Source organism: Alkalihalophilus pseudofirmus OF4 (assembly GCF_000005825.2).
Taxonomy (GTDB): Bacteria; Bacillota; Bacilli; order Bacillales; family Bacillaceae_D; genus Alkalihalophilus; species Alkalihalophilus pseudofirmus.
This window is the reverse complement of the sequence record NC_013791.2, coordinates 2,043,724-2,069,682: the sequence shown is the minus strand read 5'-3', so window position 1 is coordinate 2,069,682 and position 25,959 is coordinate 2,043,724. Positions and strand designations below refer to the sequence as shown.

Below are 25,959 nucleotides of genomic sequence, written 5' to 3'. Positions count from 1 at the left end.
AGGTTTGTGAAAAAATATCAGTCGCTTGTCATTAAACCGTTGTTAGATGAAAATTATCCAGTCATTTCACACGGTGAGGGCATCTATTTATATGATAAGGACGGAAAAGCTTATATCGATGCCGCCTCAGGTGCTGTGACTGCAAGCATTGGACACGGCAACGCGGAGATTATTGAAGCGATGAATGAGCAGGCAAAGAAAGTCTCTTTTGTGTACCGGTCTCAATTTACCTCAGATGCTGTAGAGGAGCTTGCGCGTGAGTTAAATGAATGGGCAGGTGGAGACGAGGATTATTATACTTTTTTTGTTAACAGCGGCTCAGAGGCAACAGAAACAGCGATGAAAATAGCAATTCAGCATTTTCAAGAGAGAGGGCTGCCTCAAAAAAATAAAATCATCTCCCGCTGGACCAGTTACCATGGCATTACGATCGGAGCGCTGTCCATGTCTGGTCATAAAAAGCGGCGCGAGCGGTTTCACAGCTTATTAGCCGATTATCCAGTCGTCGCCCCTCCCGCGTGCTACAGGTGTCCATTCGGTGAAACGTATCCTGCTTGTCATTTGAAATGTGCAGACGATCTTATTACTGCAATTGAAAAAAACGGTGCAGAGCATATCGCTGCTTTTATCGCTGAGCCGATTATCGGAGCGGCTGGGGCAGCGATTGTTCCGCCTCCGGGCTATTACGAGCGCATCATGGAAATTTGCCGGGAGCATGACATTTTGTTTATCGCAGATGAAGTGATGACCGGAATTGCGAGATGCGGTACACCTCTTGGTATCAATCATTGGGACGTATTGCCTGACATTATTGCATTAGGGAAGGGGTTAAGTGCTGGCTACACCCCGATAGCTGCGGCCTTATGTACGGAGACGGTTCTCGAGCCGATTAAAAACGGCTCCAATTTCATCATGAGCGGACACACATATAGTGCCAATCCGCAATCTGCCGCAACGGCCTTAGCGGTTTTACGCTATGTAAGGAAGCATGGTCTGATTGAGAGATCAAAAGAAAATGGGACATATTTGAAAACAAAATTAAAGTCGCTGTTTAACTACTTCGCATGTATTGGAGACGTACGTGGTGCGGGAATGATGGTCGGCATTGAATTTGTACAGCACCGTTCGTCAAAAAAGCCGTTTGACAGCCAATTAGGGTTTACACAGAAGCTGGTTAAAGCCGCACAGAACAATGGATTATTAATATATCCCGCCGGCACAGCACGGACGAAAGGCGACGGTGATGCTGTAATCATTGCCCCTCCTTTAATTACTACTAAAGAAGAAATAGATGAGATTGTTCACCGGTTAAAACAATCGATAGAGCAGATTCTACTAGAAATGCCTAGCTGAGATAAGATGGGAGGAGTGGAGATGGAGGCCAAAAGGTCGTTAAATAAAATAGGTACCTTATCAGATGCTCTGTCTGTGATTCACGATGGCTCAACTGTGATGTTTGGCGGATTCGGAGGGATCGGGAATCCGCCGACCATTATTCGCGGAATGTTAGAAAAAGGCGTGAAGGATCTTACCTTAATAGGGAATGATTCGGCCTTTCCGCATATTGGAATCGGACAAATTATTAAAAATAAACAAGCAAAAAAGTTGATAGCCTCCCATATTGGTTCCAATCCAGTGGCAGGTCAGTTGATGACAGAAGGCGAATTGGAAGTTGAATTCTCTCCACAAGGAACGTTAGCTGAACGGATTAGAGCCGGCGGTGTCGGCATTCCAGCATTTTTAACCGATGTGGGTCTTGGCAGCATGATTGAAGAAGGAAAAGAGAAAGTCACCTTAAATAATAAAGAATACTTACTTGAAACAGCTTTAACAGCAGATGTTTCCATTGTATATGCCAAAAAAGCAGATACATTTGGCAACCTTATTTATGAAACGAGTGCCCGCAACACAAATCCGCTCGTCGCAATGGCTGGTACATTTACAATAGCCGAAGTAGAGGAGATTGTAGAACCAGGAGAGCTGGCGCCAGAGGAAATTACAACTCCTGGTATTTTTGTGGACCTCATTATTAAGACCGAGGGGGTCGATTGGAAGTGGGTATGGGAGTAGATATCAGAAATCAAATGGCCAATCGTGCGGCTAAAGAAATACAATCAGGCATGATCGTTAACCTTGGCATCGGCATCCCTTCGCTCATTCCAAATCATATTTCACAGGAAGTAGAGGTTCTATTTCATGCAGAGAACGGGGTGCTTGGGATGGGGCCATCACCAAGAAAAGGAGAAGAAGATCCTACTTTATGTAATGCGGCGGGCTATCCGGTAACGACGGTTCACGGAGCTTCTTATTTTGACAGCGCAATTGCTTTTGGAATTATTCGTTCAGGCTATCTCGATATGACCTTCCTTGGCGGTCTTGAAGTCAGCGAAGACGGAGACCTTGCCAATTGGATTGTTCCTGGAAAACGAGTGCCAGGAATTGGCGGAGCGATGGAGCTTGCGCAAAAAGCAAAAAAGGTTGTTGTTTTGATGAATCATTTGAATAAGGACGGTGAGCCGAAAATTGTAAAGCAATGCTCCTTCCCGCTTACCGCAAGGCGATGTGTATCATTGATTATTACTGATATGGCAGTGATTGAAGTGACATCTTCTGGACTCCTATTAAAAGAGGTTATCGCTCCCCGCACGATAGAGGATGTGATAGCTGCAACAGGCGCAGAGCTTACGATCGCTGACAGGGTTAAAGTCCTTGACCCGAGGAAGGAGGAACATTCATGAAGCCATCTATCAATAAGGCTCAAGTGATTAAACAAAGTATTGATTCAAAAAAGAACGAGATCATTCATTTGCTTAGAGTTTTTGTTCAAGCAGAAAGTACTCAAGGGAATGAACGAGGGGCTCAAAGTCTCGTCATTGAAACCCTGCAGCAGATGGGACTTGAAGTAGATGTTTGGGAACCTGATGCAAAGGAAATTACAAGCCATCGTTATTTTGCCTCATCTAGAACAGAGTTCAGGGGCAGCCCGAATGTAGTCGGGGTGTTGAAGGGAACGGGGGGCGGCAGGTCCATTATCCTTAATGGACATATTGATGTAGTTCCTGCAGGAGATGTCACGCAATGGAGTGACCACCCATACAGCGGTGTTGTGAAAGACGGGAAGATGTACGGGCGTGGTGTGACGGATATGAAAGGCGGCAATGTTGCCCTCCTGCTAGCCATTCAGGCGATCCAAGAAGCGAAGATCTCTTTAAAAGGGGATGTCATTTTTCAAAGTGTCATCGAAGAAGAGAGTGGAGGGACGGGGACACTTGCTGCTCTTTTGCGCGGCTACAAAGCAGATGCAGCGATTATTCCGGAACCTACAAATATGAAGTTTTTCCCTAAGCAGCAAGGCTCGATGTGGTTTAAGCTGCATGTAAAAGGCTTATCTGCCCACGGAGGGACGAGGTATGAAGGAGTAAGCGCGATTGAAAAAAGCATGACCGTTATTAATCATATAAAAGAGCTGGAGAAGATTCGAAACGACCGTATTACGGACCCGTTATATCAAACGATTCCTATTCCTATTCCAATCAATATAGGCAAAATTCATGGAGGAGACTGGCCGTCTTCTGTACCTGATCTAGTGACGGTGGAAGGCAGATTTGGAGTGTCGCCTGAGGAGACTATTGAGGAGGCGAAAGAAGAAATGAAGCAATGGATCCTAAGGCTTGCCGAGAAAGATCCTTGGTTCGAAGAGTTTCCAGTAACCCTTGAGTGGTTCGGGGCCAGATGGCTTCCTGGCTCACTTGATCCAAATCATTCATTTATGCAGTTACTCGGGGATAAATATAAAGAAGTAATCGGTGTTCCACCTGTGATTGAGGCCTCACCATGGGGCACAGATGGAGGTCTCTTAACTGAAATTGGCAGCATTCCAACGGTTGTATTTGGTCCAGGTGTAACAGAGAAAGCACATTTCCCTAACGAATATATTGAACTTGAAAAGGTCTTCTCTTGTGCCGAAGTGATTGCGCACACGATCATTGGTTGGTGCGGCGACGAGAAAGGCTGAGCAAGTCACTCTCATTCTATTCGGTCTTAAAATATGCTAGGATTTAAAAGGAAGATTTATTCGATCGCATAGAAAGGGAGATTGTGAGTAGGAATGAAGTTGATTTCATGGAACGTAAATGGCCTGCGAGCTTGTGTGAAAAAAGGATTTCTTGATTTTTTTCATGAGCAGAATGCAGATATCTTCTGCCTGCAAGAGACGAAGCTGCAGGAGGGACAGATTGAATTAGAGCTTGACGGCTATCATCAATTTTGGAATTATGCATTGAAGAAGGGGTATTCCGGCACGGCTGTATTCACGAAACAAAAGCCGATCTCCGTCAGGTACGGAGTAGGTGAGCTAGAATCAGAGGATGAGGGCCGCATTATCACTTTGGAGTTTGATTCGTTTTATTTAGTTAATGTGTATACGATTAATGCAAAACGTGATTTATCTCGTTTGCCAGAGCGGCTGGAATGGGAGGATGCATTAAAAGAGTATCTTCTAGATCTCGATCGGCATAAACCCGTTGTCTACTGTGGAGACCTAAATGTTGCCCACGCCGAGGTTGACTTGAAAAATGCCAGATCAAATCACGGCAATTCAGGGTTTACTCTAGAAGAGCGAGGGAAGATGACGACTCTCTTAGAATCTGGTTTCATTGATAGTTTCCGTTATTTGTACCCTGAGCGGACAGATGCTTTTACTTGGTGGTCTTATATGAGAGATGTTCGTGCAAGAAATATTGGCTGGCGGATCGACTATTTTATTGTCTCCACTCAGCTAAAAGAAAAGATTAACGAAGCATCGATCTATGCTGAGGTTTTAGGAAGCGACCACTGTCCGATTGGCTTAGAACTTGATATATAATTAAACCATGCTCTAACAATTATAGTAAATCTGGATATCTATTCTCATCTAAACCAACAACAGCACATCACAAGATATGCTGTTGTTTTACGTATAGAACCAAGGTAGTTTGCTATCTAGTAACACATAAATGAATGATGAATAATAATTGAAGATCGCTTAACATTCAAGTAAAATAGGTGATTATTTACTTTGTGTTAATATTGTTAGGAGGTACAGCATGAATTTTATAAGTGATAATAATAAATGGATCTTTAAACCTAAGAAGTTTGAGATTCAAGATCACAATGTAGCAATTACTACAGAACCACAAACGGATTTTTGGCAACGTACATACTATGGTTTTCAAAATGATAATGCTCCTGCGTTGCTGTTACCTGTTGAAGAAAAGTATTTTTCATTCGTAGTGCGCACGGATTTTGATTATAACGGGCGGTTTGACCAATGCGGTGTGATCATTTATCAAGATAGTGAGAATTGGTTCAAGGCTTCTATTGAATATGAAAATGAACAGTTTCAACGTCTTGGAAGTGTCGTTACGAACAATGGATATTCCGATTGGGCAACCATAGATATATCTTCAAAACAAAAACATATGTATTACAGATTAAGCCGTCGAGAGAGTGATTTTTGCATTGAGTGTTCGTATGATGGTATAGATTTTAAGCAAATGCGAATTTTTCATTTGTTCTCTGGAAATGAAACTGTAAACATTGGTATTTATGCATGCAGCCCTGAAAGTTCAAGCTTTTTAGCTAGATTTTCTGAGTTTGAAATGACCGATTGTTTGTGGAAAGAGCATGAATAGCAGCTGCTACAGTATCCAAAAACCTAACAATTAAAGTAGACGATGAAGCTTATAGCTTTTAAAAAAACTGCACCTCCAATTGTTGATTAATGACCAACAATTGAGGTGCAGTTCTATTTCTGTAAGTTTTCTTTGGTTATTCCCCTAAATCAACATTATGATGGACTTGCTGTACATCTTCTAAATCTTCTAAGGTGTCAATAATCTTCTCAAATTGAACTAGATCATCACCAGTCAGTTCTACTTCACTTTGCGGAAGCATCGTAATCTCAGTGACAGTAAAGTCTTCAACTCCTGCTTGCTTGAACGCTTCAAGTACCGCGTGGAATTGATCAGGCGCAGCATATGTAATGACTGACTCGTCTTCTTCAATGATGTCACGAACATCCACATCCGCTTCCATTAATAGTTCAAGAGCTTCATCAGCCGTTTTACCTTCTAAACCAATAACAGCTGTCTCATCAAACATATAGGCAACCGAGCCGCTCACACCCATGTTTCCGCTGTTCTTACTGAAAGCTGCACGAACCTCTGCTACGGTACGGTTTACATTATTTGTTAAGGCATCAACGATAATCATCGAGCCGCTCGGACCAAAGCCTTCATAACGAAGCTCATCATAGTTTTCTTCTGTGCCGCCTTTTGCTTTTTCAATTGCGCGTTCAATAATATGTTTTGGAACATTGTACGTTTTAGCACGTTCTAGTACGAATTTTAATGCCTGATTTAATTCAGGGTCAGGTTCGCCTTGTCTAGCTACCACATAAATTTCACGACCGAATTTTGCATAGATTCGGCTCGTATTTTTATCTTTTGCCGCTTTTTTCTCTTTAATATTGTTCCATTTACGACCCATCGTGAACACTCACTTTCCAAAATAAGTTTCTTCTTAATACGTCCTCTATTATACATCATCCTATTATGAAGGAAACAAGGAATGCCTAATTTTAGGTGAATGAAGAGGCCGGCCGCATGAATTGTGGCAGCCTCTATAATTAACCTATTTATTGGGTAACCTTATTAAGTACAAACTCTTCAACCACTTTGGCTACACCGTCATTCATATTCGTGTCTGTTACATAATCGGCAATCTCTTTAATGTCATCTGGGGCGTTGCCCATTGCAACACCAAGTCCTGCAAACTCAATCATCGTCTGATCATTGTAGCTGTCGCCCATTGCGATAACCTCTTCTTGCTTAATTCCAAGCTTTGTGATCAAGCTGTGTAAGCTCGCTCCTTTTGTCACACCATCTTCTGTAAATTCAAGAAAATAAGGCTTTGAGCGCATCACACTAAGCTGGCCGCGAAACTCTTCTTGAAGCTTCTTTTCTACCTCTACTAAACGATCGGGATGACCGACCATTAATGCTTTTACACAAGGTTCATCAACGGCATCAACAAAACGCTCGACTTCAATTACTGGCATTCCTGTAATTTCGCCTTCAATCATCGTATATTCGTTATTAGCCTCCGTAACAATGTCATTTTCCATATATGTGTGGATCCCGACATTTTCACGCTGGCTGACATGATACAACTCGTGGAGTTGTTTGGGAGATAATGTGCTGCTGTACATTTCTTCATTCGTTTTGGAGTTAATGATTTTAGCTCCGTTAAACGATAGAATAAAGCTTCCGTAATCAGCTAGTTTTAATTCGTTGGCAACAGGTACCATTCCGTATGTTGGTCTGCCTGAAGCAAGTACGACTTTTATGCCGTTTTTTTGTGCCTGCATTAATGCTTCTTTCGTACGGCTGGAGATCGTATGGTCGTCTCTAAGCAGTGTATCATCTAAATCTAGGACAATCATTTTATACTCTTTATTTATATCAGTCATGGTAAAAAATCCTTTCGTCCTTTACTGTTGTGCTAGTTTACTATAACGGAATGTTGTCTATTCTTGCAAGGGCAGGACTTGGTAAAGCTAAGAGGAATTGAGAGGCTGCATCTCGAATCAGTAAGGGTACGGCATAATTTAACCAGCGGAGGATCTAGAATGAACATTAAGATTTTACAAAGTGAGCAATATATAGAAGCTATTAATTTATCAGAATATGCCTTTCAATATAAAGTATCAAAGGAACGAATAGAGGAATTAAAGGAACGGATGCACCAACATCATATTGTATATGGAATTGATGAGGAGGAAAAGCTGGCCTCAAAGCTTCATCTTCTTCCTCATCATATTTATTTGCAAGGTAACAAGTGGAAGATGGGAGGGGTAGCCGGGGTTGCGACTTACCCTGAATATCGCAGGAGCGGTCATGTGAAGGCGCTGCTGCATCATTCTCTTTGTGAGATGCGAGAAAAAGGCATGACGATCTCGATGCTTCATCCATTTTCTGTGCCATTTTATCGAACATACGGGTGGGAACTTTTCACAAATCGTCTAATCACCACCCTCAAAAAGAGTGACCTTAAAAGGATCGGCAATACTGCTGGGAGCATCAAACGATTCACCACAGAGGAAGAGCATCCCGACCTAACTGAAGTGTACAATACCTATGCGAGCCAATTCTCAGGTATGCTGATCCGAGTGGCGTACTGGTGGAAAACGGTTGTAAAGGATATGAATATCGCTGTGTATTACGATAAAGCAAAAAGTCCAAAAGGTTATCTTCTTTATACAGTGAAGGACTCAAAGATGGACGTTGAAGAATTTATCGCTCTTGATGCGGAAGCAAGAACAGGGTTATGGAATTTTATCTGCCAGCATGATTCGATGGTAGAGGAAGTGAGCCTCACTACTCATGAGAGAGAACCGCTCTTTTTTGCCATAGACGAACCAAGAGTAAAAGCTGAAGTGAAGCCTTACTTTATGGTGAGGATTGTTGATGTGGAAGAATTTATCGCAAACTATGAGTGGGGTCACACTAAGTTAGCAGAACCGCTTACTATCCATGTTACTGATTCATTTGCCGAGTGGAATAATCAATCATTTCTATTCAATAAAAAAGGCGTTAAATCACAAAAGCCGAATAAAGAGGGTGTCACATTAACCATTCAATCGCTAGCAGCACTTTGCTTTGGCTATAAGAGTCCGGCTGAGTTAAAAGCAAGCGGTCTGCTTGATGCAACAGAAGAACAGCTAAATCAGCTAGAGCAACTAATCCCACAATCAATACCTTACTTTTATGATTTCTTTTAACGCTTAGAGGATTAGCTGAGAGAAAATAAGCATTTTAAGACGAGCTCGGGAGCAGGTATTTTAACTTATATGGGATCAACACATTATAGAAGTGTCTAGACATGCCGCTCCTGAAATATACTTCGCTTTTCGCGGGGAGCTGGTGAGCTTCCTCGGGCTATGCCCTGTGGGATCTCACTCCTGCTCTACTCCCTGCAGAAGTCTACGTATATTTCATCCGCTGTTTTTCTGCTTTTTCCAGGAATGAAGTGAATAATGTAGGTAATGGGCTCAGTGCTAAAATATACTTTTACATTCATCTCCCGCTCCGATTTTAAGGTCCCTAAAAGCTCATTATAAAGAGGGAGGACCTTCACAACATCCTTCCTCTGTTGATTGGAGAGGAAGGCACCGACTCCAGCGGGATGTGCGTGGCCAGGGAAGACCCCACAGGAGCGTAGCGACGAGGAGGCTTCCGGACCGCCCGCGGAAAGCGTGTGCCTGCAGCGGAAATCAACTACTACTATAGGAAGAGGATGTATCTTTTCCAGCTACGTCTTTACTCATTATTCTCTTGAAGGGTTTTGATGAGTTCTTCAAAATTCTCGTTGAATCTATTTAATTCATAATCTAATTCATAATAATACGTGTCATTGCCTGTGTAGTTTGGTTGAGTGTCTCTAATTGCACTTGATATATTACATGAAGAAAATAATATCGTAATACTTAATAGAACGATTGCGCCTGTCAAAGACAATCTTGGTTTTTTCTCCTCCAAAAATACTTCCCCCTAGTAAATTTAGGTTGTATATAATACCGTATTTTAACATTTGATTACAATTAAGCTGTTAAATAGTGTAGGTGCTTCAATCATAAAAATGGTCAAATTCATAGTCTTCATACGGATAAATCATCCGTGTATGTTTTTTGCCATTTCCGTACGTAACCTCTAATTCAATCTCTCTTATTTGCAACCCGCTAATTTGAAGTTTCCATTGTTCTAAGTTTCCATTCTTATTCTTAGTAAGCGGAACCTTTGAAATCTCACCGTTTTTATCGGTCACAATGGCCTGGGCTTTAGTTGCTTTAAAATAGTCTGGCTGATTAGCAGGTAAAGAGAACGCTGCCTCGTAAGCTGAGATGATATCATTATTTGTATGAGTATAAGAGCTAAACTCCATGGTTAACGGCTGCGGTCGGTAAAGGTCAGCAGGCACATAGTCAATATCAGAACTTCTGGTCATGGCTCCCTTTGACACAACTTGGTATTCATATTCTAGGTTAGGTAGGACATCAAAGCTTGCTTCATAAAAGAGCTCATCTGATTGGATTGCATCTACTGTGTGCCATTCAGACTCACCCACGGCTCTGCTTCTTAAAAAGACCGAGGACTCAGATTCATTTTCTGAAAAAGACCAGCTTATCGTAATCGCAACAGGAGGCCCATATGTTTCAGGGTAGGCTGCTGTATAGTCCGTGTACGACAGCCATTTAGTTTCTTCTCTTATTGTGTAGAGTTCGGAATGTAAATACGACAGTTCTGACTGAGTGTTTTGCAGCTCATTTTGAACATGGTACAGTGCCGCTTTGACTGAGGTTACGACATACATTTGATACAGGGAAAAGATGAGTAAGCAGGTGATAAGGAGGATGTTTACATAGAGAAGGCGTTTGAGCTTCATGGATTTAGTCCCCTTCACTTGATGTAATGGTGTTTTCTTCCTTATTATATTCCGAAGATGAGGTTGGAGGGATGTCATTTACTCGACAAAAAACGCAAATAGCTGTCTATTTGCGTTTCTTTAAGTTATTCATTTCTTCCGTAACGACAAAGGCTAAATCATCATTACCGAATAAAGAGAGTACTCCAAGCAAGGTCTGATCATTTATTTCACCTGCTTCTTCTTTAGGTACTGTTAATTCTAAGGCATGCTTAAGGGCTGGATTATCTCCTTGATTGGGGTAAGCACGCTTATAAAGGTCAGCAGGGTCTAGGTCGTGATTGACACACCACTGTGCAAAGACGAGGATCATCATGCTTTCTTCTTGTTGATATTGTCCAATAATCTTATCTTCTATCTCTTTTTTGTTCATCTTAATGACTCCTTTTTTAAAGGTATATGTTGCTAGTATAACGAACATAGCATGAAAATCCTATAAAAGACTATGAAAACAGCAGCTTACATAGTAAAATGTAAGAATTTAGAAAGAGTAAATGTGTAAGGGGAGCAGATAGAACATGAGTGTAGACATCAAGGAATACGAAGAAAAGATTAAAGAACAAATTATAAATTTAATCCTGCCGATCCAGCAAGATGAATACGGGGTTTCAATTACCGCGGCTGACCAGCCAGATTTATTAGATATCCATAGCCACTACATCAAAAAAGGCGGGAATTTTTGGACGGCTGCTATTGAAGATGAAGTGGTAGGGACGGTCAGTTTTCTTAAAGTAGAAGAAGGAGTGTTGGCCCTTAGAAAAATGTTTGTAAAAAAAGAATATAGAGGATCTCGTTACAACATTGCAGCCAGGCTTTTAGAGTATGCGCTTGAATGGGCAAAAGCGAACGAATTTGACGTAATCTATCTTGGAACGACAAACGAATTTAAGGCGGCACATCGTTTCTATGAGAAGAATCATTTTCAAGAGATCACAAAGTCAGACTTGCCCTCGTCATTTCCGATTGTGCATGTCGATCGAAAGTTTTATAGACGTAAATTAAACTAGCCATGCGTTACTCGCACGGCTAGTTTTTTTGACGAAGCTCTTTGATCGAATAGAACGTTCCTCTCCATACAATCCCGCCGCGATAGGCAGTAAGAAAGGCAGCACGGGCAATACAGTAAATAAAAAGAAGAGCAGTAACCGGGAGGACGGGAAGAGACTTAAGGGCCCCTTTAGTCATCTTATGAACGGTCTGCATGTACACACCAGCAATCAACACGATACTAAGAATAGATAACATACGGACGAGTTCAGAGTTTGAAAATAAGGTCAAGAATGGGAGAACATGGGTGATAAACACACCGCTTACTGCAAGAGCGACCATGGAATATCGATAATAGAGTCCTGCTAATGTGTTTTTCTCAAGGCCTACAAATGCCTCTTTTAAAGTCGCATACCATTCTACTTCGAGGTGATTGAGTGCCGTGACCATCCTCTGCTTATATCCTTTTTGTTTCAAAAGGACCCCAAGCATCAAATCATCGTCAGGCCGCTCTTTTATTGCTTGATGACCACCGATTGATTCGTAAGCCTCCTTTGAAACTAAATTAAAGGCACCAATCCCGATGGCTGATTTACTTGCATCAACATTGGCCATCCACGGTCTTTTAAAGAAGGAAAATCCAAATAAGAAAAACGAAATAAACGCCTTAGGCCAAAATCGTTTCACATTCATGTTGGGTGCGAGCGTGAGATGATCGATATCGTTTTTCTTCACGTAGTTCATCGCCTTTTCAATCGTATCAGGCTGATAGATAATATCCGCATCCGTAAATAAAAGATAGTCTCCTTTTGCTTTTTTGTACCCCTGATACAGCGCATGATTTTTACCAAGCCAGCCTTGTGGAAGGTCCTTTATATGGATAGGGGTTATTCTCGCATCTGTTTTACGAATAGATTCAATATGCTCGCGGGTAAGGTCAGTAGAACGGTCATTCACGACGATCCATTCCAGTGCTGGATAGCTTTGTTTTAGCTGTGAATAGAGACTAGCAGATATACCTGTTTCTTCATTTCTAGCAGCAATAATAATGGATATAAGGGGAGCGTCATCGAGCATTTCCACACTTACATCTTCTAATCGATCAATCTTTCTCATTCCAATCGCTGCATCTATTAAAATGATCAGCCAAAAAAGGCAAGTAAATAGAAGAAGCCACATAATCATATAGTAATCACTCCTTACCTATGATCTTAGCCTTTTTTAGTATCGATGAGAAGCGAGATGATCAAATAAAAAAAGCGAGGGGAATCCCCTCGCTTTTAGCGGCCAATGAACATTTGTGTCCAATAGTGACCGTACGAACCTCCTTTTGCATAACCTACACCAATGTGTGTATAGTTTGAAGAAAGAATATTCTGACGGTGGCCTGTGCTGTTCATCCAAGCATTGAACACAGCCTGTGCAGAAGTTTGACCAGCAGCGATGTTTTCACCCGAAGCGCGGTATGTAATCCCGAAATTACGGATCATTTGATGCGGACTTCCGTATGTTGGTGATGTATGGCTGAAGTAGTTTTTATCACGCATATCCTCTGACTTGAATCTAGCAACACGTGATAATTCCCAGTTGCTTTGTAGTGGATTTAAGCCGTGTTTCGCACGTTCTTGGTTCACAAGACGAATGACTTCTTCTTCCATTGATACAAAGCTTGATGCGCTAGGGATCGTTAGGCGCTGGCCAGGATAGATCACATTAGGATTAGATACTTGCGGGTTTGCTTGGATAATTTCTGTCACACCCACTTGATAGCGGACAGCAATTTTCCACATTGTATCTCCTTGTGAAACAGTGTGTGTGGTAGACGCTTCGGCATCTGTTCCACCAAAACCAAAGACTAGGGCAACGGACAATAAAAAGAGTGAGGTAAATCGTTTGAAATGTCTCATAAATCTATAATAAAAAGGTTTACTATGTAAGTATAGCGGTAATTGCTGCCTCTAAAGGGTAGTAATTGGCTCGTTTACTAGTGTTAGGAAGTTTAGTACGTCCATCGTTTTTATATGAAAAAACGAACTAAGGCGAATGGAGGGATCTAGTAATGAAAATGTTGCTGCTTATTGGGATGTTATTACTAGTTTTGGCTGCATGTCAAAATTCTGCAAATGAAAGGGAGGATTTACTACAAGAGGAAGTATCTGTTGAAAATGTAGAGACTGATCCAGAAGAAGCAGAGGGTGATGCAGAGCTCACGGAAAAAGAAAAACTGCTGAAAAAAGCAGATACTGCGCTTCTTACACTTTCAAAGCAAGATTGGCCGAGTCTCTCTAAAATGACTCATCCCGATAAAGGCTTAACATTTTCCTTTTATGCCGCTATCGGAACAGATGAAGATAATGATGTAACCTTTACAAAAGAAGAGGCAGCCAACCTCGGTAATGACACGGAGTATATATGGGGATATGATCACGGCGATCAGCAATTTATAATGACAGCCCATAATTGGGTGACAAATTACCTCCTTATGCATCAAGGAGTATCGTCCGTTGATTACACTGAAGTGACCTATAACGACTCCATTGTAGAAAGTGGGGGAATGATAAATACGATTGCTGATGAGTATCCTGAAGCAAAGTATGTAGAGTATTACTCACCACCTTCTGACATTGAGTTCGATTGGCAGGCGCTTCGGTTTGTATTTGAAGAAAAAGAGGGCGAGTGGTATCTAGTTGCCATTGTTCGTGATGTCTATTCGCCATAAAGACCTTTAACCCCCATGAATGAATTATCATTCATAGGGGATTTTTGTTGAATAAGCAGGAAAAACCTGTTTACTAGACGAATGTAAAAGTATAGTAGTAAGAATATTATGTTAATGAGAATGGTGAGCGTTGCATAAAGTAATAGCGATAAGATAGTTAATAAAGTAGAAATGAAAGCGTTTTAAAGGGGGATATGCATGGGTACAGCATCTTTTTTAAAAGAAGAGCATATGATTTTTCGTAAAGCGGTTCGGAGTTTTCTAGAAAAAGAGATTAAACCTCATTATGAAAAATGGGAGAAGGATGGACTCATTCCTAGGGATATTTGGTACAAGCTTGGAGGTGAAGGACTTTTATGTCCGTGGCTTCCTGAAGAGTACGGCGGAATGGGAGCTGATTTTGGCTACTCCTTTGTCCTGATCGAAGAACTAGAACGCATTGGTTCAAGTCTAGTAGGAGTTCCATTGCATAATGATGTGGTTGTTCCTTATTTATGGCACTATGGTAATGAAGAACAAAAGGGTCGGTGGCTTCCTAAATGTGCTACAGGGGAGGCAGTGACAGCCGTTGCGATGACAGAACCAGGGACAGGTTCTGACCTGCAGGCAATTAAAACAACGGCAATATTAGATGGCGATTCCTATGTATTAAATGGCTCTAAAACGTTTATTTCAAATGGCCTTCACGGGGATCTGTTTGTCGTCGTTTGTAAAACAGATCCAAGAGCAGAGCCAGCTAGAGCAGGAATCAGTCTTTTAGTCGTAGATGGAAATTCTGAAGGATTCATTAAAGGGAAAAAACTCGATAAGGTCGGACTCAGATCTCAAGACACGCTTGAACTCACATTTGAAGATGTCCGTGTACCAAAGGAAAATCTATTAGGAGAGGCCGGGAAGGGTTTCTACTACTTAATGGAGCAGCTGCAGCAGGAGAGGCTGATCGTAGCGATCGCAGCTGTTACAGCAGCAGAAGTGACGCTTGATTCTACTCTTACGTATGTAAAGGAAAGAAAAGCATTTGGAAAACCGGTCGGATCGTTTCAACATAATCAATTTACTTTAGTTGAACTAGCAACAAAAGGGGAAATTGGCCGTACCTTCCTTCACTCCTTAGTAGAGCGGCATATGAGAGGCGAGGATGTGGTTAAAGAAGTGTCTATGGCAAAGTGGTGGCTCACTGATCTTGCGAAAGAGACAGTCAGTACGTGTGTCCAGCTGCACGGAGGGTATGGATACATGGAAGAGTATGAAGTAGCAAGACGTTCTAGAGATATTCCTGTATCAGCAATTTATGCAGGGACAAATGAAATCATGAAAACGATCATTGCGAAAAAAATGGGGTTATAGAGATGATTCTGGCTAAACAAGGAATGCTTGATTCAATAAAAATCATTGATTTCACAAATTATCTCCCTGGTCCTTTTGCTTCTTTACGACTTGGAAACATGGGGGCACAAGTAATTAAAGTAGAACCTCCGCATGGTGATCCTGCCCGGCACCTGTCCACGATGCATGAAGGCGTGGGAGTTATTTATGCCGCAACGAACTGGAATAAACAATCGATTCACCTTAATTTAAAGGACCCCGCAGATCAAGAAAGAGCCCTGCAGCTCATTAAGAATGCGGATGTTGTCATTGAGTCATTCAGGCCTGGTGTGATGGAGAAATTCGGCCTTCATTACGAACGGCTGAAAAAAATGAATCCTGGCTTAATATATTGTTCAATCTCTGGCTACGGGCAGCATACAGATCATCAAAGCGGATTTGGCAGCCATGATATTAATTACATGGCAGAGAGCGGGATATTATCTTTGTTATCTGATGAAAATGGGAAGCCTGTTCATCCCCATATTCAATTTGCCGATTATATGGGCGGAATGTATGCTTCTGAGCAAATTCTTGCGGCCCTAGTCAGCCGCGGTGTGAATGGATACGGGCAATATGTAGATATCAGTCTTGTCGATGCCTTATTTTCAATGCTTGGTGCCCATGAGTTAATTTACAGGGAAACTGGACGTACTGCCGGAGTAGATGAACTGAACGGTCAGTATGTATGTTATTCCATTTATGAGACGAAGGACGAGCGCTATATGGCAATAGGGGCGCTTGAGGAGAAATTTTGGAGTAACTTTTGTACAGCTGTTCACCAGCCGCACTGGAGACATAGAGGACAAGACCGGCGGGATGAGGTGCATTCAATTGCAAGTGAAGTCACTGCTCTGTTTAAAAGCAGGACGTTAGATGAATGGACGCAATTTGCTAAGAAAGTCGATTGCTGCTTGTCCCCAGTCCTGACCATAAACGAGGCAGTTTCTTCTCCGCTTATACATGAACGAGGGCTGATTGAGATGCTTACAGATGAGAGAGCAAGAATTCGCACATTACCAGCTAACCAACCTAACAAAAGAAAGGAACGATCAATATGAGAGAAGTAGTCATTGTAGAAGCAGTAAGAACTCCGCTAGGAAAGAGAAAAGGTGCCTTATCAAACCTCCGTGCAGATGAACTATTGGCGCTGCCTTTAAAAGAGCTTGTTGAGCGGACGAACATTGATCCCGCAGATATTGAAGATGTAATTGCCGGCTGTGTCTCGCAAGTAGGAGAGCAGGCACCAGATATTGCACGGCTCGCAGCGCTTATTGCAGGCTATCCCATTGAAGTACCTGGTGTGACGATCGACCGTCAATGCGGCTCAAGCCAGCAAGCCGTTCATTTTGCTGCGCAAGCGATTGCTAGCGGTGATATGGATGTCGTCGTTGCAGCCGGAGTTGAGCATATGACGCGGGTTCCAATGTTTTCAAATGTTCAAGGAAGCTCTTACAGTAAAAAGCTAAGCGACAAATATGAACTCCTGCATCAAGGGGTATCATGTGAACGGATGGCCGAAAAATGGGAATTAACAAAAGAAGAATTGGATCAGTTCTCGTTAAACAGTCATAAAAAAGCAGTAAGTGCTTGGGAAGCTGGACATTTCGACCGTGAAGTGATGCCGATTCATTGTACGGCAGAAGACGGATCAGTTATTGAGCTGACAAAAGATGAAGGTCCAAGAGCAGATACAACATTAGAAGCTTTGCAATCTTTAAAAACAGTGTTCAAAGAAGAGGGTGGCACCATTACGGCGGGAAATGCAAGTCAAATGAGCGACGGGGCGGCAGCAATTCTACTTATGTCACGTGATAAAGCAGACGCTTTAGGTCTTAAACCCCGCTGTAAAATTACAGCACGGAGCGTAGTCGGCTCTGATCCAACACTTATGCTGACCGGACCAATCCCAGCTACGCATAAAGTATTAAAGAAAGCCGGCTTAACGATTGAGGACATGGACCTTTATGAAGTAAATGAAGCGTTCGCTCCCGTTCCGCTTATTTGGGCGAAGGAAGTAGGGGCGGACTTAAATAAACTAAACCCTAACGGTGGTGCGATAGCTCTTGGCCACCCGCTTGGAGCAAGCGGGGCACGTGTGATGACGACTTTGCTCCATGAGCTTGAACGTACAGGAGGACGCTACGGCCTTCAAGCTATATGTGAAGGTTTTGGCATGGCGAATGCGACGATTATTGAACGACTAGACTGATCTTTTCGATGGATTAACTCGATGAATTAACTCGATTGATTAACTTAGAGGGGGGCGTGAGAAAATGAGAGTAAAGAACAAAACGTTTCTAGTGTCAGGAGGCGCATCAGGCCTAGGCGAGGCGACGGTACGGATGATCGTTTTAAATGGAGGTCAAGCGGTGATTGCTGACCTAGATTCGACGAAAGGCGAAGACTTAGTAGCTGAACTAGGAGAAGCAGTCACATTTGTCAAAACAGATGTGACAAACGATGAAGATGCAAAAAGTGCAGTCGCTCATGCTGTTTCCCATTTTCAAACGTTGCACGGTCTCATCAATTGCGCAGGCGTAGGAATCGCCAAAAAAGTGCTAGGTAAGAGAGGGCTTCACGGGGTCGAAACATTCCAAAAGGTCATGCAGGTGAATTTAATCGGTACTTTTTCAATGATTCAACATGCAGCAGAAGTGATGAAAGAGAATGAGCCGAACCGTGAAGGAGAGCGGGGAGTCATTATTAATACAGCATCTGTTGCTGCTTTTGACGGACAAATTGGGCAAGCTGCCTATGCTGCCTCAAAAGGTGGAGTAGTCAGCATGACATTGCCGCTAGCTAGAGAGCTTAGCGCATTTGGCATCCGAGTGATGTCGGTAGCACCAGGAATATTTGAAACGCCGATGTTTGCTACGCTTCCAGAGGCCGCTAAGCAATCACTAGGTCAAATGACCCCATTCCCCAATAGACTCGGTCATCCGAAAGAGTATGCCGATCTCGTTCAGCATATTATCACAAACCCGATGTTAAATGGGGAAGTGATCAGGCTGGACGGGGCCATTCGAATGCAGATGAAATAATGTCTTGAAAGCCGCTAAAACAAAACTCATGACTAGGTCCAGTCAACGCACTTGATGTTCTAAAATTCCTTTCTGCATTAGTTGTTGATTTCCGCTGCAGGCACACGCTTTCCGCGGGCGGCCCGGGAGCTTCCTTGTCGTCACACTCCAGCGGGATCTCCCCTGGCCACGCACATCCCGCAGGATTCGGTGCCTTCCGCTATAATCAACGGAGGAAGGATGTTTTATAATGCTCCCATTTTATTAAGTAGCTGTTAAGTAATCCTTACAATCAACTCAAGGATGTCTGCTTTAATATAATTTGAACTTCTCCATAACTAAATCTCTCCACACAATAATTACATAAAGCAACACCCCAGCGGATGAAATATGCGTAGACTTCTGCGGTGCCTAGAGCAGGGCTGAGATCCCACAGGGGTATAGCCCGAGGAAGCACAGCAGCTCACCGCGAAAAGCGAAGCATATTTCAGGAGCGAAAACTATGCTAAAAACCGTGTTTAAGGCACTTAAAGTTTTGAAGCTATAACCACATCACTTTGCATAATAATTACACATCAATAACCCGGCACACTTTCTGTTAGGGCAGTTAATCCCTTCTAACCCCCTTTAGTTAACCCTGCTCTATCCAAATACTCTATTAATCCGCAAATAATAAAAAGACTTATTTCCAAATGGATAAGAATGGTGTAAGATGAATGAAGTTTAGGTCTAATGTATTGTGAAAAATGTCTGTTATATGTTTATGAGGGTATGTATATAAAAAAGGGTGATAAGGGGAGAGAATGACGTTGAAGCTGTTATTTAAACAACGTAAAAAGCAATCTGAATTATTAGAAGAAATGGATACACTTACCTATGATGATGTAGTGCTAGATGTATCACCAGAAGTGGCACTCCAATTAAAAATGATTCATTTAACAAAAGAAGATTTAGTTCGAATTAAAGCAATCCAACCGCTTATTCATGAGCATATTGAAGAGATTGTCGATAATTTTTATAAAAATCTCTATCAAAATCCTGCACTTACAACGATTATTGAAGATCACAGTTCAGTAGACCGGTTAAAGAAAACATTGAACAGACATATTGAGGAAATGTTCGCTGGGAAAATGGATGCAGCGTATGTAGAGCAGCGAAATCGAATTGCTCATGTTCACGTTAAGATTGGTTTAGAACCAAAATGGTATATGTGTGCATTTCAAGATTTGTATACATCGATTGCAGTGATGATCAAAGAGCATGCGGTGGATACTTCTGAATGTCTGGATGCAATGCTCTCTGTATCCAAAATTTTAAATATTGAGCAGCAGCTCGTACTTGAGGCTTATGAAAATGAAAATGAGCGTAACCGTCAGAAAGATCTTGAAGAACGCCACGAGCTTCAGTTGAAAGTGAATACGACTGCTGAAGAGCTTGCAGCGATCTCAGAGGAAACGAGTGCGTCGATTGACGAGTTGAAAGCAAAGTCAGAGGATGTGCATCGTTACAGCACGGAGGGGACAGCTGCCTCATCTCAAGTGGAGAGCCTATCGAAAGAAGGAAAGGATAAGCTTCAAGAACAGTATTTAAAAGTAAAAGAAGTCGATCAATACATGGAGAAAATTTCATCTGAAATGGAATTATTAAAAGACGTTTCAGAAAAAATTAATGATATTGTAGGGCTTGTCCAATCGATTGCTGATCAAACGAATTTGCTTGCACTAAATGCAGCGATTGAGGCAGCACGTGCAGGAGAAATGGGTAAAGGCTTTTCAGTTGTAGCAAGTGAAGTCAGAAAGCTTGCTGAGCAGACAAAAGCATCCGTAAGTGAAGTGTCTGGCTTAATCGTCTCTACAAAAGAACGGATAGGTTCTGTATCGTCCTATATGTCGACCATTGATGAACTTGTTAAAAATAGTGCCAATGGTTTATCTAGTACGAATGAATTTTTCGACCGTATTGTCACTCAAACAGAAACGACGAAAGAACAGAACAGGAATGTCGATCAAGAAATTAAGAAGATCGCTCATGTTATTGAAGAGATTAATGATGCAGCCTATCAGCTTGCAACAACTGCTAATGAATTGAATATGATTACGCATCATCTTGACTAACAGAACGCACCTGAAGTGAAAAACTTCAGGTGTTTTTTTCGTTCTTAATTAAATTTTAATATTTATCTTGTACATTATAATCAACTACTTAGAGAGGATGAAAATAATGAAAAAAGCAACTTTTCTAGCATCTGCCTTATTAGGTGCTTCCATATTTGTAGCAGGCTGCAGCGAGGAAACGCATACGGACCATGAGCCTGCTATGGAACAAGAGATGGATGAGAATATGAACGAAGAAATGGAAAATGAGGGAATGGATCACGATGATATGGATCATGATCAAATGGACAGTGACGACTCCACTGAAGATGCCCATCAAAGTCATAATAATCAAGGTGGAAAAACGGATTATGCAGACGAACCCCATTCATTTAACGAGGCTGCAACCGAACAGTTACTCGTATCAAACACAAAAAATATTACAAGGTTAAATGAAGATAATCCGATAACATTGTCTATTCATGTATCTCAGATGATCTGGCCTTCTACACATGAGGAAAATCAACCGGGCACCGTTATTTTAGCTCCAGTTAATAATTGGCAGTATTCTTTAGCTGCTTTAACTTTAGTACATCATCCAAATGATGGCCCTATTCTTTATTATGATGAGGAAATAAATGATGATGTATTAAATGAATTAAACCGTCTAAATCCAAAAGGTAATAATGAAGGAATTGAAGTATTAGCTGTCGGGGAGCTTAGCGAGTCTGAACGAAGTAAATTAACTGCATTTGAAGTGAAAACGATTAACGAGAACAACCCAGCGGCGTTCGCACAAATGGTAGAAGAAGAGTTTTCAAAAACAATTGATACTGTAGAAGAGGCAGTAATCATTGGTTCGATGGAAGACTCTGCAAAAGAATATACGCTCACTGCAGCGAATTGGATTTCTCATATGAATGAATCACTTTTGTATGTGAATAGCGACACGATTCCAGAAGAAACAAAAGAAGCCTTAGCACAAAGAGAAGGTTCGGCAAAAATATATGTGTTAGGACCCGAAAAAGTTATTAATCAATCGGTAGTAAGCGAACTAGAAGAGTATGGTGATGTTGAACGTATAGAAGGTGAGAATGCGGTCAGTCAATCAATTGAAATGGCTTCTTTTAAAGACGAAGAGACTGGTTTTGGCTGGGGGATCACAGAACCAGGACACGGCTTAGTGTTTGCATCGACTGCCTCACCAGAGCTCGCGATTGCAGCGGCCCCATTTGCCCATTTAGGCAAACATGCTCCAATGATCTGGCTCGATGAAGGAGAACTTACTGAAGATCTTTACAATTATTTGGCTCAAGTAAAGCCTGAATTTCAGGAAGATCCAACAGAAGGACCTTATAATCATGGATATCTGCTAGGTACCTTTGATACAATATCATTCAATACACAAGGAATACTAGATGAAAAATTAGAGATTGTCTCAGCTGATGGAGACGGTCATGGTCAACATTAAGCAAAAGGAGAAATAAAATGAAAAAATGGTTGTTACTAGGAGCGGGTTTAGTAAGTATCCTTGCGGGATGTCAAACTGCAGGAAGTGAAGTAGAAGAGTTTTCTCACCTCCATGGACTGGAGTATGCCCATCATGAAGATGCTTTTTATGTTGCTACTCACCACGGGTTAATTAAGCATGCAGATGGGGAGTGGATAGATGTAAATAAAGAAGCAGAGAAACATGATTTTATGGGTCTTGCAATTCTGGATGAGAATACAATGCTCTCAAGTGGTCACCCGAGTCACTCGTCAGATTTAGAAGATCCTCTTGGGGTGATGAAAAGTACCGATCAAGGAGAAACGTGGGAACCGATTGCTCTTTATCCAGAAGTGGATTTTCATCTTCTTCATGCAAATAAAGGAGACTCAAACCAAGTTTATGCTATAGATGCGTACAACTCTCACTTTTATCACTCGGAAGATGGTGGTTATTCATGGGAACAGGTTGAAACAGAAGGGTTGCCAGAGCCAATTGGTCACACGTACAGTTTAACGTCACATCCTCAGTTTCCTAGTCATGTACTTGCTGGTACTGAAGAGGGAGTGTATATGTCATTAGATAACGGTCAGACCTGGGAAGAAATGGAGAGCAATTCTACAGCGACTGCACTTGAATCATTAAACGGAGATAACGAAGAATTAATGGCCTACTTTGTAGGTGAATTAGAAGGGTTATATTTTAGTAAAGATTTTGGACAAACATGGGAGTCCCTCGATTTCACTTTAGAAAATGATATGATTTCTTATATTAGTCAACATCCAGGCCAAGATAATGAAATCATTTTAGGTTCCATGCAAGAGGCGATCTATCATACAAGTGATTTTGGAGACACTTGGACGCAATTAGCGGAAAATGGAAAATTTCTTCCGTAGAACATTAAGCTGACCATTTAGAAGATATCTAAATGGTCAGTTGTTTTTATAGCATGATGATGATTGGAATGGGGATCTTCATTTGGAGCGAGACTTGGAACTTCGATAAAATGAATACAGATAAAGCTTGCGCAAATGAATAAGAAATACCAGATAGTCTTGAGAGATAAGGTCTTTTGGGTGTTGTTTTTTATTTCTTGAGCTAGTGCTAAATAAAGAATAAACAGGGTGCCGACTAAAAGCAGCAGCATGACTTGAGTGAGTGGCAAGTGATGCTGCGTGGGCACCATTACGGCAAGCATAGTGCCCATCATACCTCCCATTAAACCTGAGATAAATCCGTCCATTACAGCAATAAGTGAGAATGGATAGCCAAATAAAACGCCTATTAAAGCGCCGATAAACATGCTGATGATGGTCGTCTCAAAAAAGGCATCTGAAAATAATATTCCAAGGACAACACCCGATGAAAGTCCTATCATCATACCAATTGCCATAGCTGCGCACATTCCGAGCATATTTGATAAATAAGATTTATAAACAAAGACAATAAAACCAATGATGGCCAGTAAAAGGACGAGGAGACATAGTAAATACCACTGCATGACGAATTCTCCCTTCTATTTCAAAATGTACATTTATGGACTATGTAAATACAACGATTAACCCTTTATTCAAAAGGTAGTTTGTACACTAGTATTAGTTTGTCTTAATAAATATGTCTAAAAACGTAAAGAAGAGATTGGTGAGAATAGATGAAGAAAATATTAATTATTGATGATGAGAGGGAAATGCAAAAGTTACTTGAACTCTGCATTCAATCAAGCAGCTATGATATTAGAACGTTATCAAGCGCCATTGAGGCAGAGTTTTATTTAAACAAGGAGGATATCCACCTCATCTTATTAGATATTATGATGCCAGAGATGACGGGTTTTGAATTTTTGAAGCTCATAAATGAATTACAAAAAGAAATTCCGGTCATTTTAATTACCGCTATGGATGATACAGAAGCTGTTGTTAAGGGTCTTGAGCTTGGTGCTTATGACTTTATCACAAAACCGTTTGAGCCTAGAGAATTAAAGGCTAGAGTTCAATCAGTTATCAAAAGAACAGAACACTTATTTGAGAAAGATACAATTATTAGCAGGTTCGGAATTAATAGGAACCCATCTCAAAGAATTTTCACATATAATGAACAGGTCATCCCGTTTACAAACAAAGAATATCAATTATTCTCTAGGTTCTTTCAATATCCAGGAAGAGTATATACCAGAGATCAACTCCTAACACTTGAATGGGAAGAGGAAGAAGAACGCTTCAACCGAAATGTAGATGTCCATATCAAGCATATTCGAGACAAGTTAGTACAAGCTGGCATAGAAAGACCCTTAATTGAAACCGTGTGGGGTGTGGGGTATAAAATGCCATTAGAGGAGCTGGACTAGGTGAAGCTGGCTACAAAATTATTAATAGCTATTTTCTTCTCTATTGTTTTTGTCATCATCGTAATGAGTCTATCTTTTTATCATTTTTCTAAGTCTTATTATAAACATCAACTTCAAGAAGACGTGGAAAACCGGCTGCTTTCTCATGCCGAAATAATAGGCGCGCACTCTGATGAGACAACCTTAGCGCATGTCATGATGATGGAGGCAGGGCAAGAAGAAAATACATTCATTATTTTTGATGAATCACTACAAGTCATCAACAGTTCGAGGTATTTTTCTGATGAGGTCTTAGCTAATTACCAATTATGGATATCAAAGAAGATTCATCAGAACAGCAAAACTGAATTTATCGACACAATGGAAGAACATATCCCTCATGCTTGGTCTTACACTTCCTTTGCGACAATAGATGGAGAAAGAGGGTATTTGTTTATTGATCAAGATACTGGAAGCTTCGAGAAGACGAGAAAACATATCTTTCTATTAACATTAGGCATAGGTTTCCTTGCCATGTGTTTAGCTGTCATCGTAAGTTTCTATTTATCAAAGCGGCTGACCAATCCTATTATGAAGGCTCAAGAACTAACTAGAGAGATTGCCTCGGGTCGATTAGATGTAGACGTACCTATATCGACTAGTAAAGATGAGGTCTCCATATTGCTTTCCGATATTTCAATTATGGCTATAAGTTTAAAAGAGTATCGAGATGAAAGGCAGCAATTTTTAACGAATATCTCTCATGATCTTAGAACCCCCTTAACTTACATAAAGGGCTATTCCGCGTTATTAAAAGATCAGCAGCTTGAACCACCTGTAGTCAAAGAGCAATCAAACATTATTTATCAAGAAGCCTCCCGGATGGAGCATTTAGTTCAAGATCTCTTTCATTTAATGAAATATGAAGAGGGTTCATTCCATTTGGATGTTGAAAGAACGGATCTGAAAGGTTTTTTTGATCAAATACAAACAAAATTGAAGCTTGACATCCAATCAAAACAGCTAAATTTAAAGGTTCATGCAGCTAATGATGATATGTATGTAGCTATTGACAGAGGACAGTTTGAGAGGGCGGTAATGAATCTTTTATCTAATGCGATTCGTCATACTCAACCTGGGGGAGAAATTAATGTTGCTCTAACTCGGGAAACTCAGAGGTGTATGATTGAAATACGCGATAATGGCACAGGCATACCTGAAAAAGATCTTGATCGCATTTGGGAAAGGTTTTACCGAGTAGATTCTTCTCGTTCTACTAAACTTGGCGGCAGCGGTTTAGGTCTTGCCATTACGAAAGAGATCATTCATCTCCACCACGGGTTGATCTCCGTTTCTAGTAAAATGGGGGAGGGGACAACGTTTATAATCGAAATTCCTGCTGAATAGAACGCTTTTATGATATATTTCAATTATATGAG

General features: G+C 41.3%; 26 protein-coding genes. 18 read left to right on the top strand and 8 right to left on the bottom strand.

Annotated elements, in window-relative coordinates; genetic code table 11:
• Positions 1-6: 6 nt before the first annotated feature.
• The 6 genes from BPOF4_RS10435 to BPOF4_RS10410 all read left to right on the top strand — a co-directional run bounded on the left by BPOF4_RS10435 (position 7) and on the right by BPOF4_RS10410 (position 5,672).
• Positions 7-1,353, top strand: a complete 1,347-nt coding sequence (locus BPOF4_RS10435) for an aspartate aminotransferase family protein (RefSeq protein WP_012959124.1) — start codon at positions 7-9, stop codon at positions 1,351-1,353.
• Positions 1,354-1,374: 21 nt separating this feature from the next.
• Positions 1,375-2,070, top strand: a complete 696-nt coding sequence (locus tag BPOF4_RS10430) for a CoA transferase subunit A (protein WP_012959123.1) — start codon at positions 1,375-1,377, stop codon at positions 2,068-2,070.
• Positions 2,055-2,738 (top strand): 3-oxoacid CoA-transferase subunit B, encoded by a 684-nt coding sequence (locus BPOF4_RS10425; protein WP_012959122.1) that lies wholly within the window; start codon positions 2,055-2,057, stop codon positions 2,736-2,738. Before BPOF4_RS10430 ends, BPOF4_RS10425 begins: the two co-directional genes overlap by 16 nt.
• On the top strand, positions 2,735-4,015 hold the full coding sequence (locus BPOF4_RS10420) for a peptidase (protein WP_012959121.1): 1,281 nt from the start codon (positions 2,735-2,737) through the stop codon (positions 4,013-4,015). Before BPOF4_RS10425 ends, BPOF4_RS10420 begins: the two co-directional genes overlap by 4 nt.
• Before the next feature lie 93 nt (positions 4,016-4,108).
• Positions 4,109-4,864, top strand: coding sequence for an exodeoxyribonuclease III (locus tag BPOF4_RS10415; RefSeq protein ID WP_012959120.1), 756 nt, complete (start codon positions 4,109-4,111; stop codon positions 4,862-4,864).
• A gap of 220 nt (positions 4,865-5,084) precedes the next feature.
• Positions 5,085-5,672 carry a DUF1349 domain-containing protein gene (locus tag BPOF4_RS10410; RefSeq protein WP_012959119.1) on the top strand — a complete coding sequence of 196 codons (588 nt, stop codon included), beginning with the start codon at positions 5,085-5,087 and terminating at the stop codon, positions 5,670-5,672.
• 136 nt (positions 5,673-5,808) lie between these two features.
• Here BPOF4_RS10410 and BPOF4_RS10405 read toward each other — a convergent pair whose 3' ends face one another.
• The gene (locus BPOF4_RS10405) at positions 5,809-6,528 is read right to left on the bottom strand and encodes a YebC/PmpR family DNA-binding transcriptional regulator (protein WP_012959118.1); all 720 of its coding nucleotides are present in this window, start codon (positions 6,526-6,528) and stop codon (positions 5,809-5,811) included.
• A gap of 148 nt (positions 6,529-6,676) precedes the next feature.
• Complete coding sequence (locus BPOF4_RS10400; RefSeq protein ID WP_012959117.1) at positions 6,677-7,510, bottom strand: Cof-type HAD-IIB family hydrolase; 834 nt, start codon at positions 7,508-7,510, stop codon at positions 6,677-6,679.
• A 159-nt stretch (positions 7,511-7,669) separates the two neighbouring features.
• Here BPOF4_RS10400 and BPOF4_RS10395 point away from each other — a divergent pair, with 159 nt between their 5' ends.
• Positions 7,670-8,821, top strand: a complete 1,152-nt coding sequence (locus tag BPOF4_RS10395) for a GNAT family N-acetyltransferase (protein ID WP_012959116.1) — start codon at positions 7,670-7,672, stop codon at positions 8,819-8,821.
• Positions 8,822-9,359: 538 nt separating this feature from the next.
• Here BPOF4_RS10395 and BPOF4_RS10390 read toward each other — a convergent pair.
• From BPOF4_RS10390 to BPOF4_RS10380, 3 genes are all read right to left on the bottom strand, one after another.
• Complete coding sequence (locus BPOF4_RS10390; protein ID WP_012959115.1) at positions 9,360-9,578, bottom strand: hypothetical protein; 219 nt, start codon at positions 9,576-9,578, stop codon at positions 9,360-9,362.
• An 88-nt stretch (positions 9,579-9,666) separates the two neighbouring features.
• Positions 9,667-10,482 (bottom strand): hypothetical protein, encoded by an 816-nt coding sequence (locus BPOF4_RS10385; RefSeq protein ID WP_012959114.1) that lies wholly within the window; start codon positions 10,480-10,482, stop codon positions 9,667-9,669.
• Positions 10,483-10,588: 106 nt separating this feature from the next.
• On the bottom strand, positions 10,589-10,894 hold the full coding sequence (locus BPOF4_RS10380; RefSeq protein ID WP_012959113.1) for a hypothetical protein: 306 nt from the start codon (positions 10,892-10,894) through the stop codon (positions 10,589-10,591).
• A gap of 145 nt (positions 10,895-11,039) precedes the next feature.
• Between BPOF4_RS10380 and BPOF4_RS10375 the strand changes: the two genes are divergently transcribed.
• On the top strand, positions 11,040-11,528 hold the full coding sequence (locus BPOF4_RS10375) for a GNAT family N-acetyltransferase (RefSeq protein WP_012959112.1): 489 nt from the start codon (positions 11,040-11,042) through the stop codon (positions 11,526-11,528).
• Between the two features lie 19 nt (positions 11,529-11,547).
• On the opposite strand, the gene BPOF4_RS10370 is transcribed toward BPOF4_RS10375, so the two are convergent.
• Together BPOF4_RS10370 and safA are read right to left on the bottom strand one after the other, a co-directional pair.
• The gene (locus BPOF4_RS10370) at positions 11,548-12,693 is read right to left on the bottom strand and encodes a glycosyltransferase family 2 protein (RefSeq protein ID WP_012959111.1); all 1,146 of its coding nucleotides are present in this window, start codon (positions 12,691-12,693) and stop codon (positions 11,548-11,550) included.
• 95 nt (positions 12,694-12,788) lie between these two features.
• Positions 12,789-13,415, bottom strand: coding sequence for a SafA/ExsA family spore coat assembly protein (gene safA, locus BPOF4_RS10365; RefSeq protein ID WP_081457657.1), 627 nt, complete (start codon positions 13,413-13,415; stop codon positions 12,789-12,791).
• A gap of 152 nt (positions 13,416-13,567) precedes the next feature.
• On the opposite strand from safA, the gene BPOF4_RS10360 reads away from it, so the two are divergent.
• The 8 genes from BPOF4_RS10360 to BPOF4_RS10325 all read left to right on the top strand — a co-directional run bounded on the left by BPOF4_RS10360 (position 13,568) and on the right by BPOF4_RS10325 (position 23,093).
• A complete protein-coding gene (locus BPOF4_RS10360; protein ID WP_012959109.1) occupies positions 13,568-14,227 on the top strand; it encodes a hypothetical protein in 660 nt (219 codons plus the stop codon).
• Positions 14,228-14,425: 198 nt separating this feature from the next.
• On the top strand, positions 14,426-15,574 hold the full coding sequence (locus BPOF4_RS10355) for an acyl-CoA dehydrogenase family protein (RefSeq protein WP_012959108.1): 1,149 nt from the start codon (positions 14,426-14,428) through the stop codon (positions 15,572-15,574).
• A gap of 2 nt (positions 15,575-15,576) precedes the next feature.
• Positions 15,577-16,653, top strand: coding sequence for a CaiB/BaiF CoA transferase family protein (locus tag BPOF4_RS10350; RefSeq protein ID WP_012959107.1), 1,077 nt, complete (start codon positions 15,577-15,579; stop codon positions 16,651-16,653).
• Positions 16,650-17,804: a thiolase family protein gene (locus BPOF4_RS10345; protein ID WP_012959106.1), complete on the top strand. Its 1,155-nt coding sequence runs from the start codon at positions 16,650-16,652 to the stop codon at positions 17,802-17,804. Before BPOF4_RS10350 ends, BPOF4_RS10345 begins: the two co-directional genes overlap by 4 nt.
• A gap of 64 nt (positions 17,805-17,868) precedes the next feature.
• Positions 17,869-18,636 carry a 3-hydroxyacyl-CoA dehydrogenase gene (locus tag BPOF4_RS10340; protein ID WP_012959105.1) on the top strand — a complete coding sequence of 256 codons (768 nt, stop codon included), beginning with the start codon at positions 17,869-17,871 and terminating at the stop codon, positions 18,634-18,636.
• A 788-nt stretch (positions 18,637-19,424) separates the two neighbouring features.
• A complete protein-coding gene (locus BPOF4_RS10335; RefSeq protein ID WP_012959104.1) occupies positions 19,425-20,729 on the top strand; it encodes a globin-coupled sensor protein in 1,305 nt (434 codons plus the stop codon).
• Positions 20,730-20,835: 106 nt separating this feature from the next.
• A complete protein-coding gene (locus BPOF4_RS10330) occupies positions 20,836-22,179 on the top strand; it encodes a cell wall-binding repeat-containing protein (protein WP_012959103.1) in 1,344 nt (447 codons plus the stop codon).
• Positions 22,180-22,196: 17 nt separating this feature from the next.
• Positions 22,197-23,093, top strand: a complete 897-nt coding sequence (locus BPOF4_RS10325) for a F510_1955 family glycosylhydrolase (protein ID WP_012959102.1) — start codon at positions 22,197-22,199, stop codon at positions 23,091-23,093.
• 17 nt (positions 23,094-23,110) lie between these two features.
• Here BPOF4_RS10325 and BPOF4_RS10320 read toward each other — a convergent pair whose 3' ends face one another.
• Complete coding sequence (locus tag BPOF4_RS10320; RefSeq protein WP_012959101.1) at positions 23,111-23,698, bottom strand: hypothetical protein; 588 nt, start codon at positions 23,696-23,698, stop codon at positions 23,111-23,113.
• A 150-nt stretch (positions 23,699-23,848) separates the two neighbouring features.
• Here BPOF4_RS10320 and BPOF4_RS10315 point away from each other — a divergent pair, with 150 nt between their 5' ends.
• Positions 23,849-24,541 carry a response regulator transcription factor gene (locus BPOF4_RS10315; RefSeq protein ID WP_012959100.1) on the top strand — a complete coding sequence of 231 codons (693 nt, stop codon included), beginning with the start codon at positions 23,849-23,851 and terminating at the stop codon, positions 24,539-24,541.
• On the top strand, positions 24,542-25,927 hold the full coding sequence (locus tag BPOF4_RS10310) for a sensor histidine kinase (protein ID WP_012959099.1): 1,386 nt from the start codon (positions 24,542-24,544) through the stop codon (positions 25,925-25,927).
• Positions 25,928-25,959 lie beyond the last annotated feature (32 nt).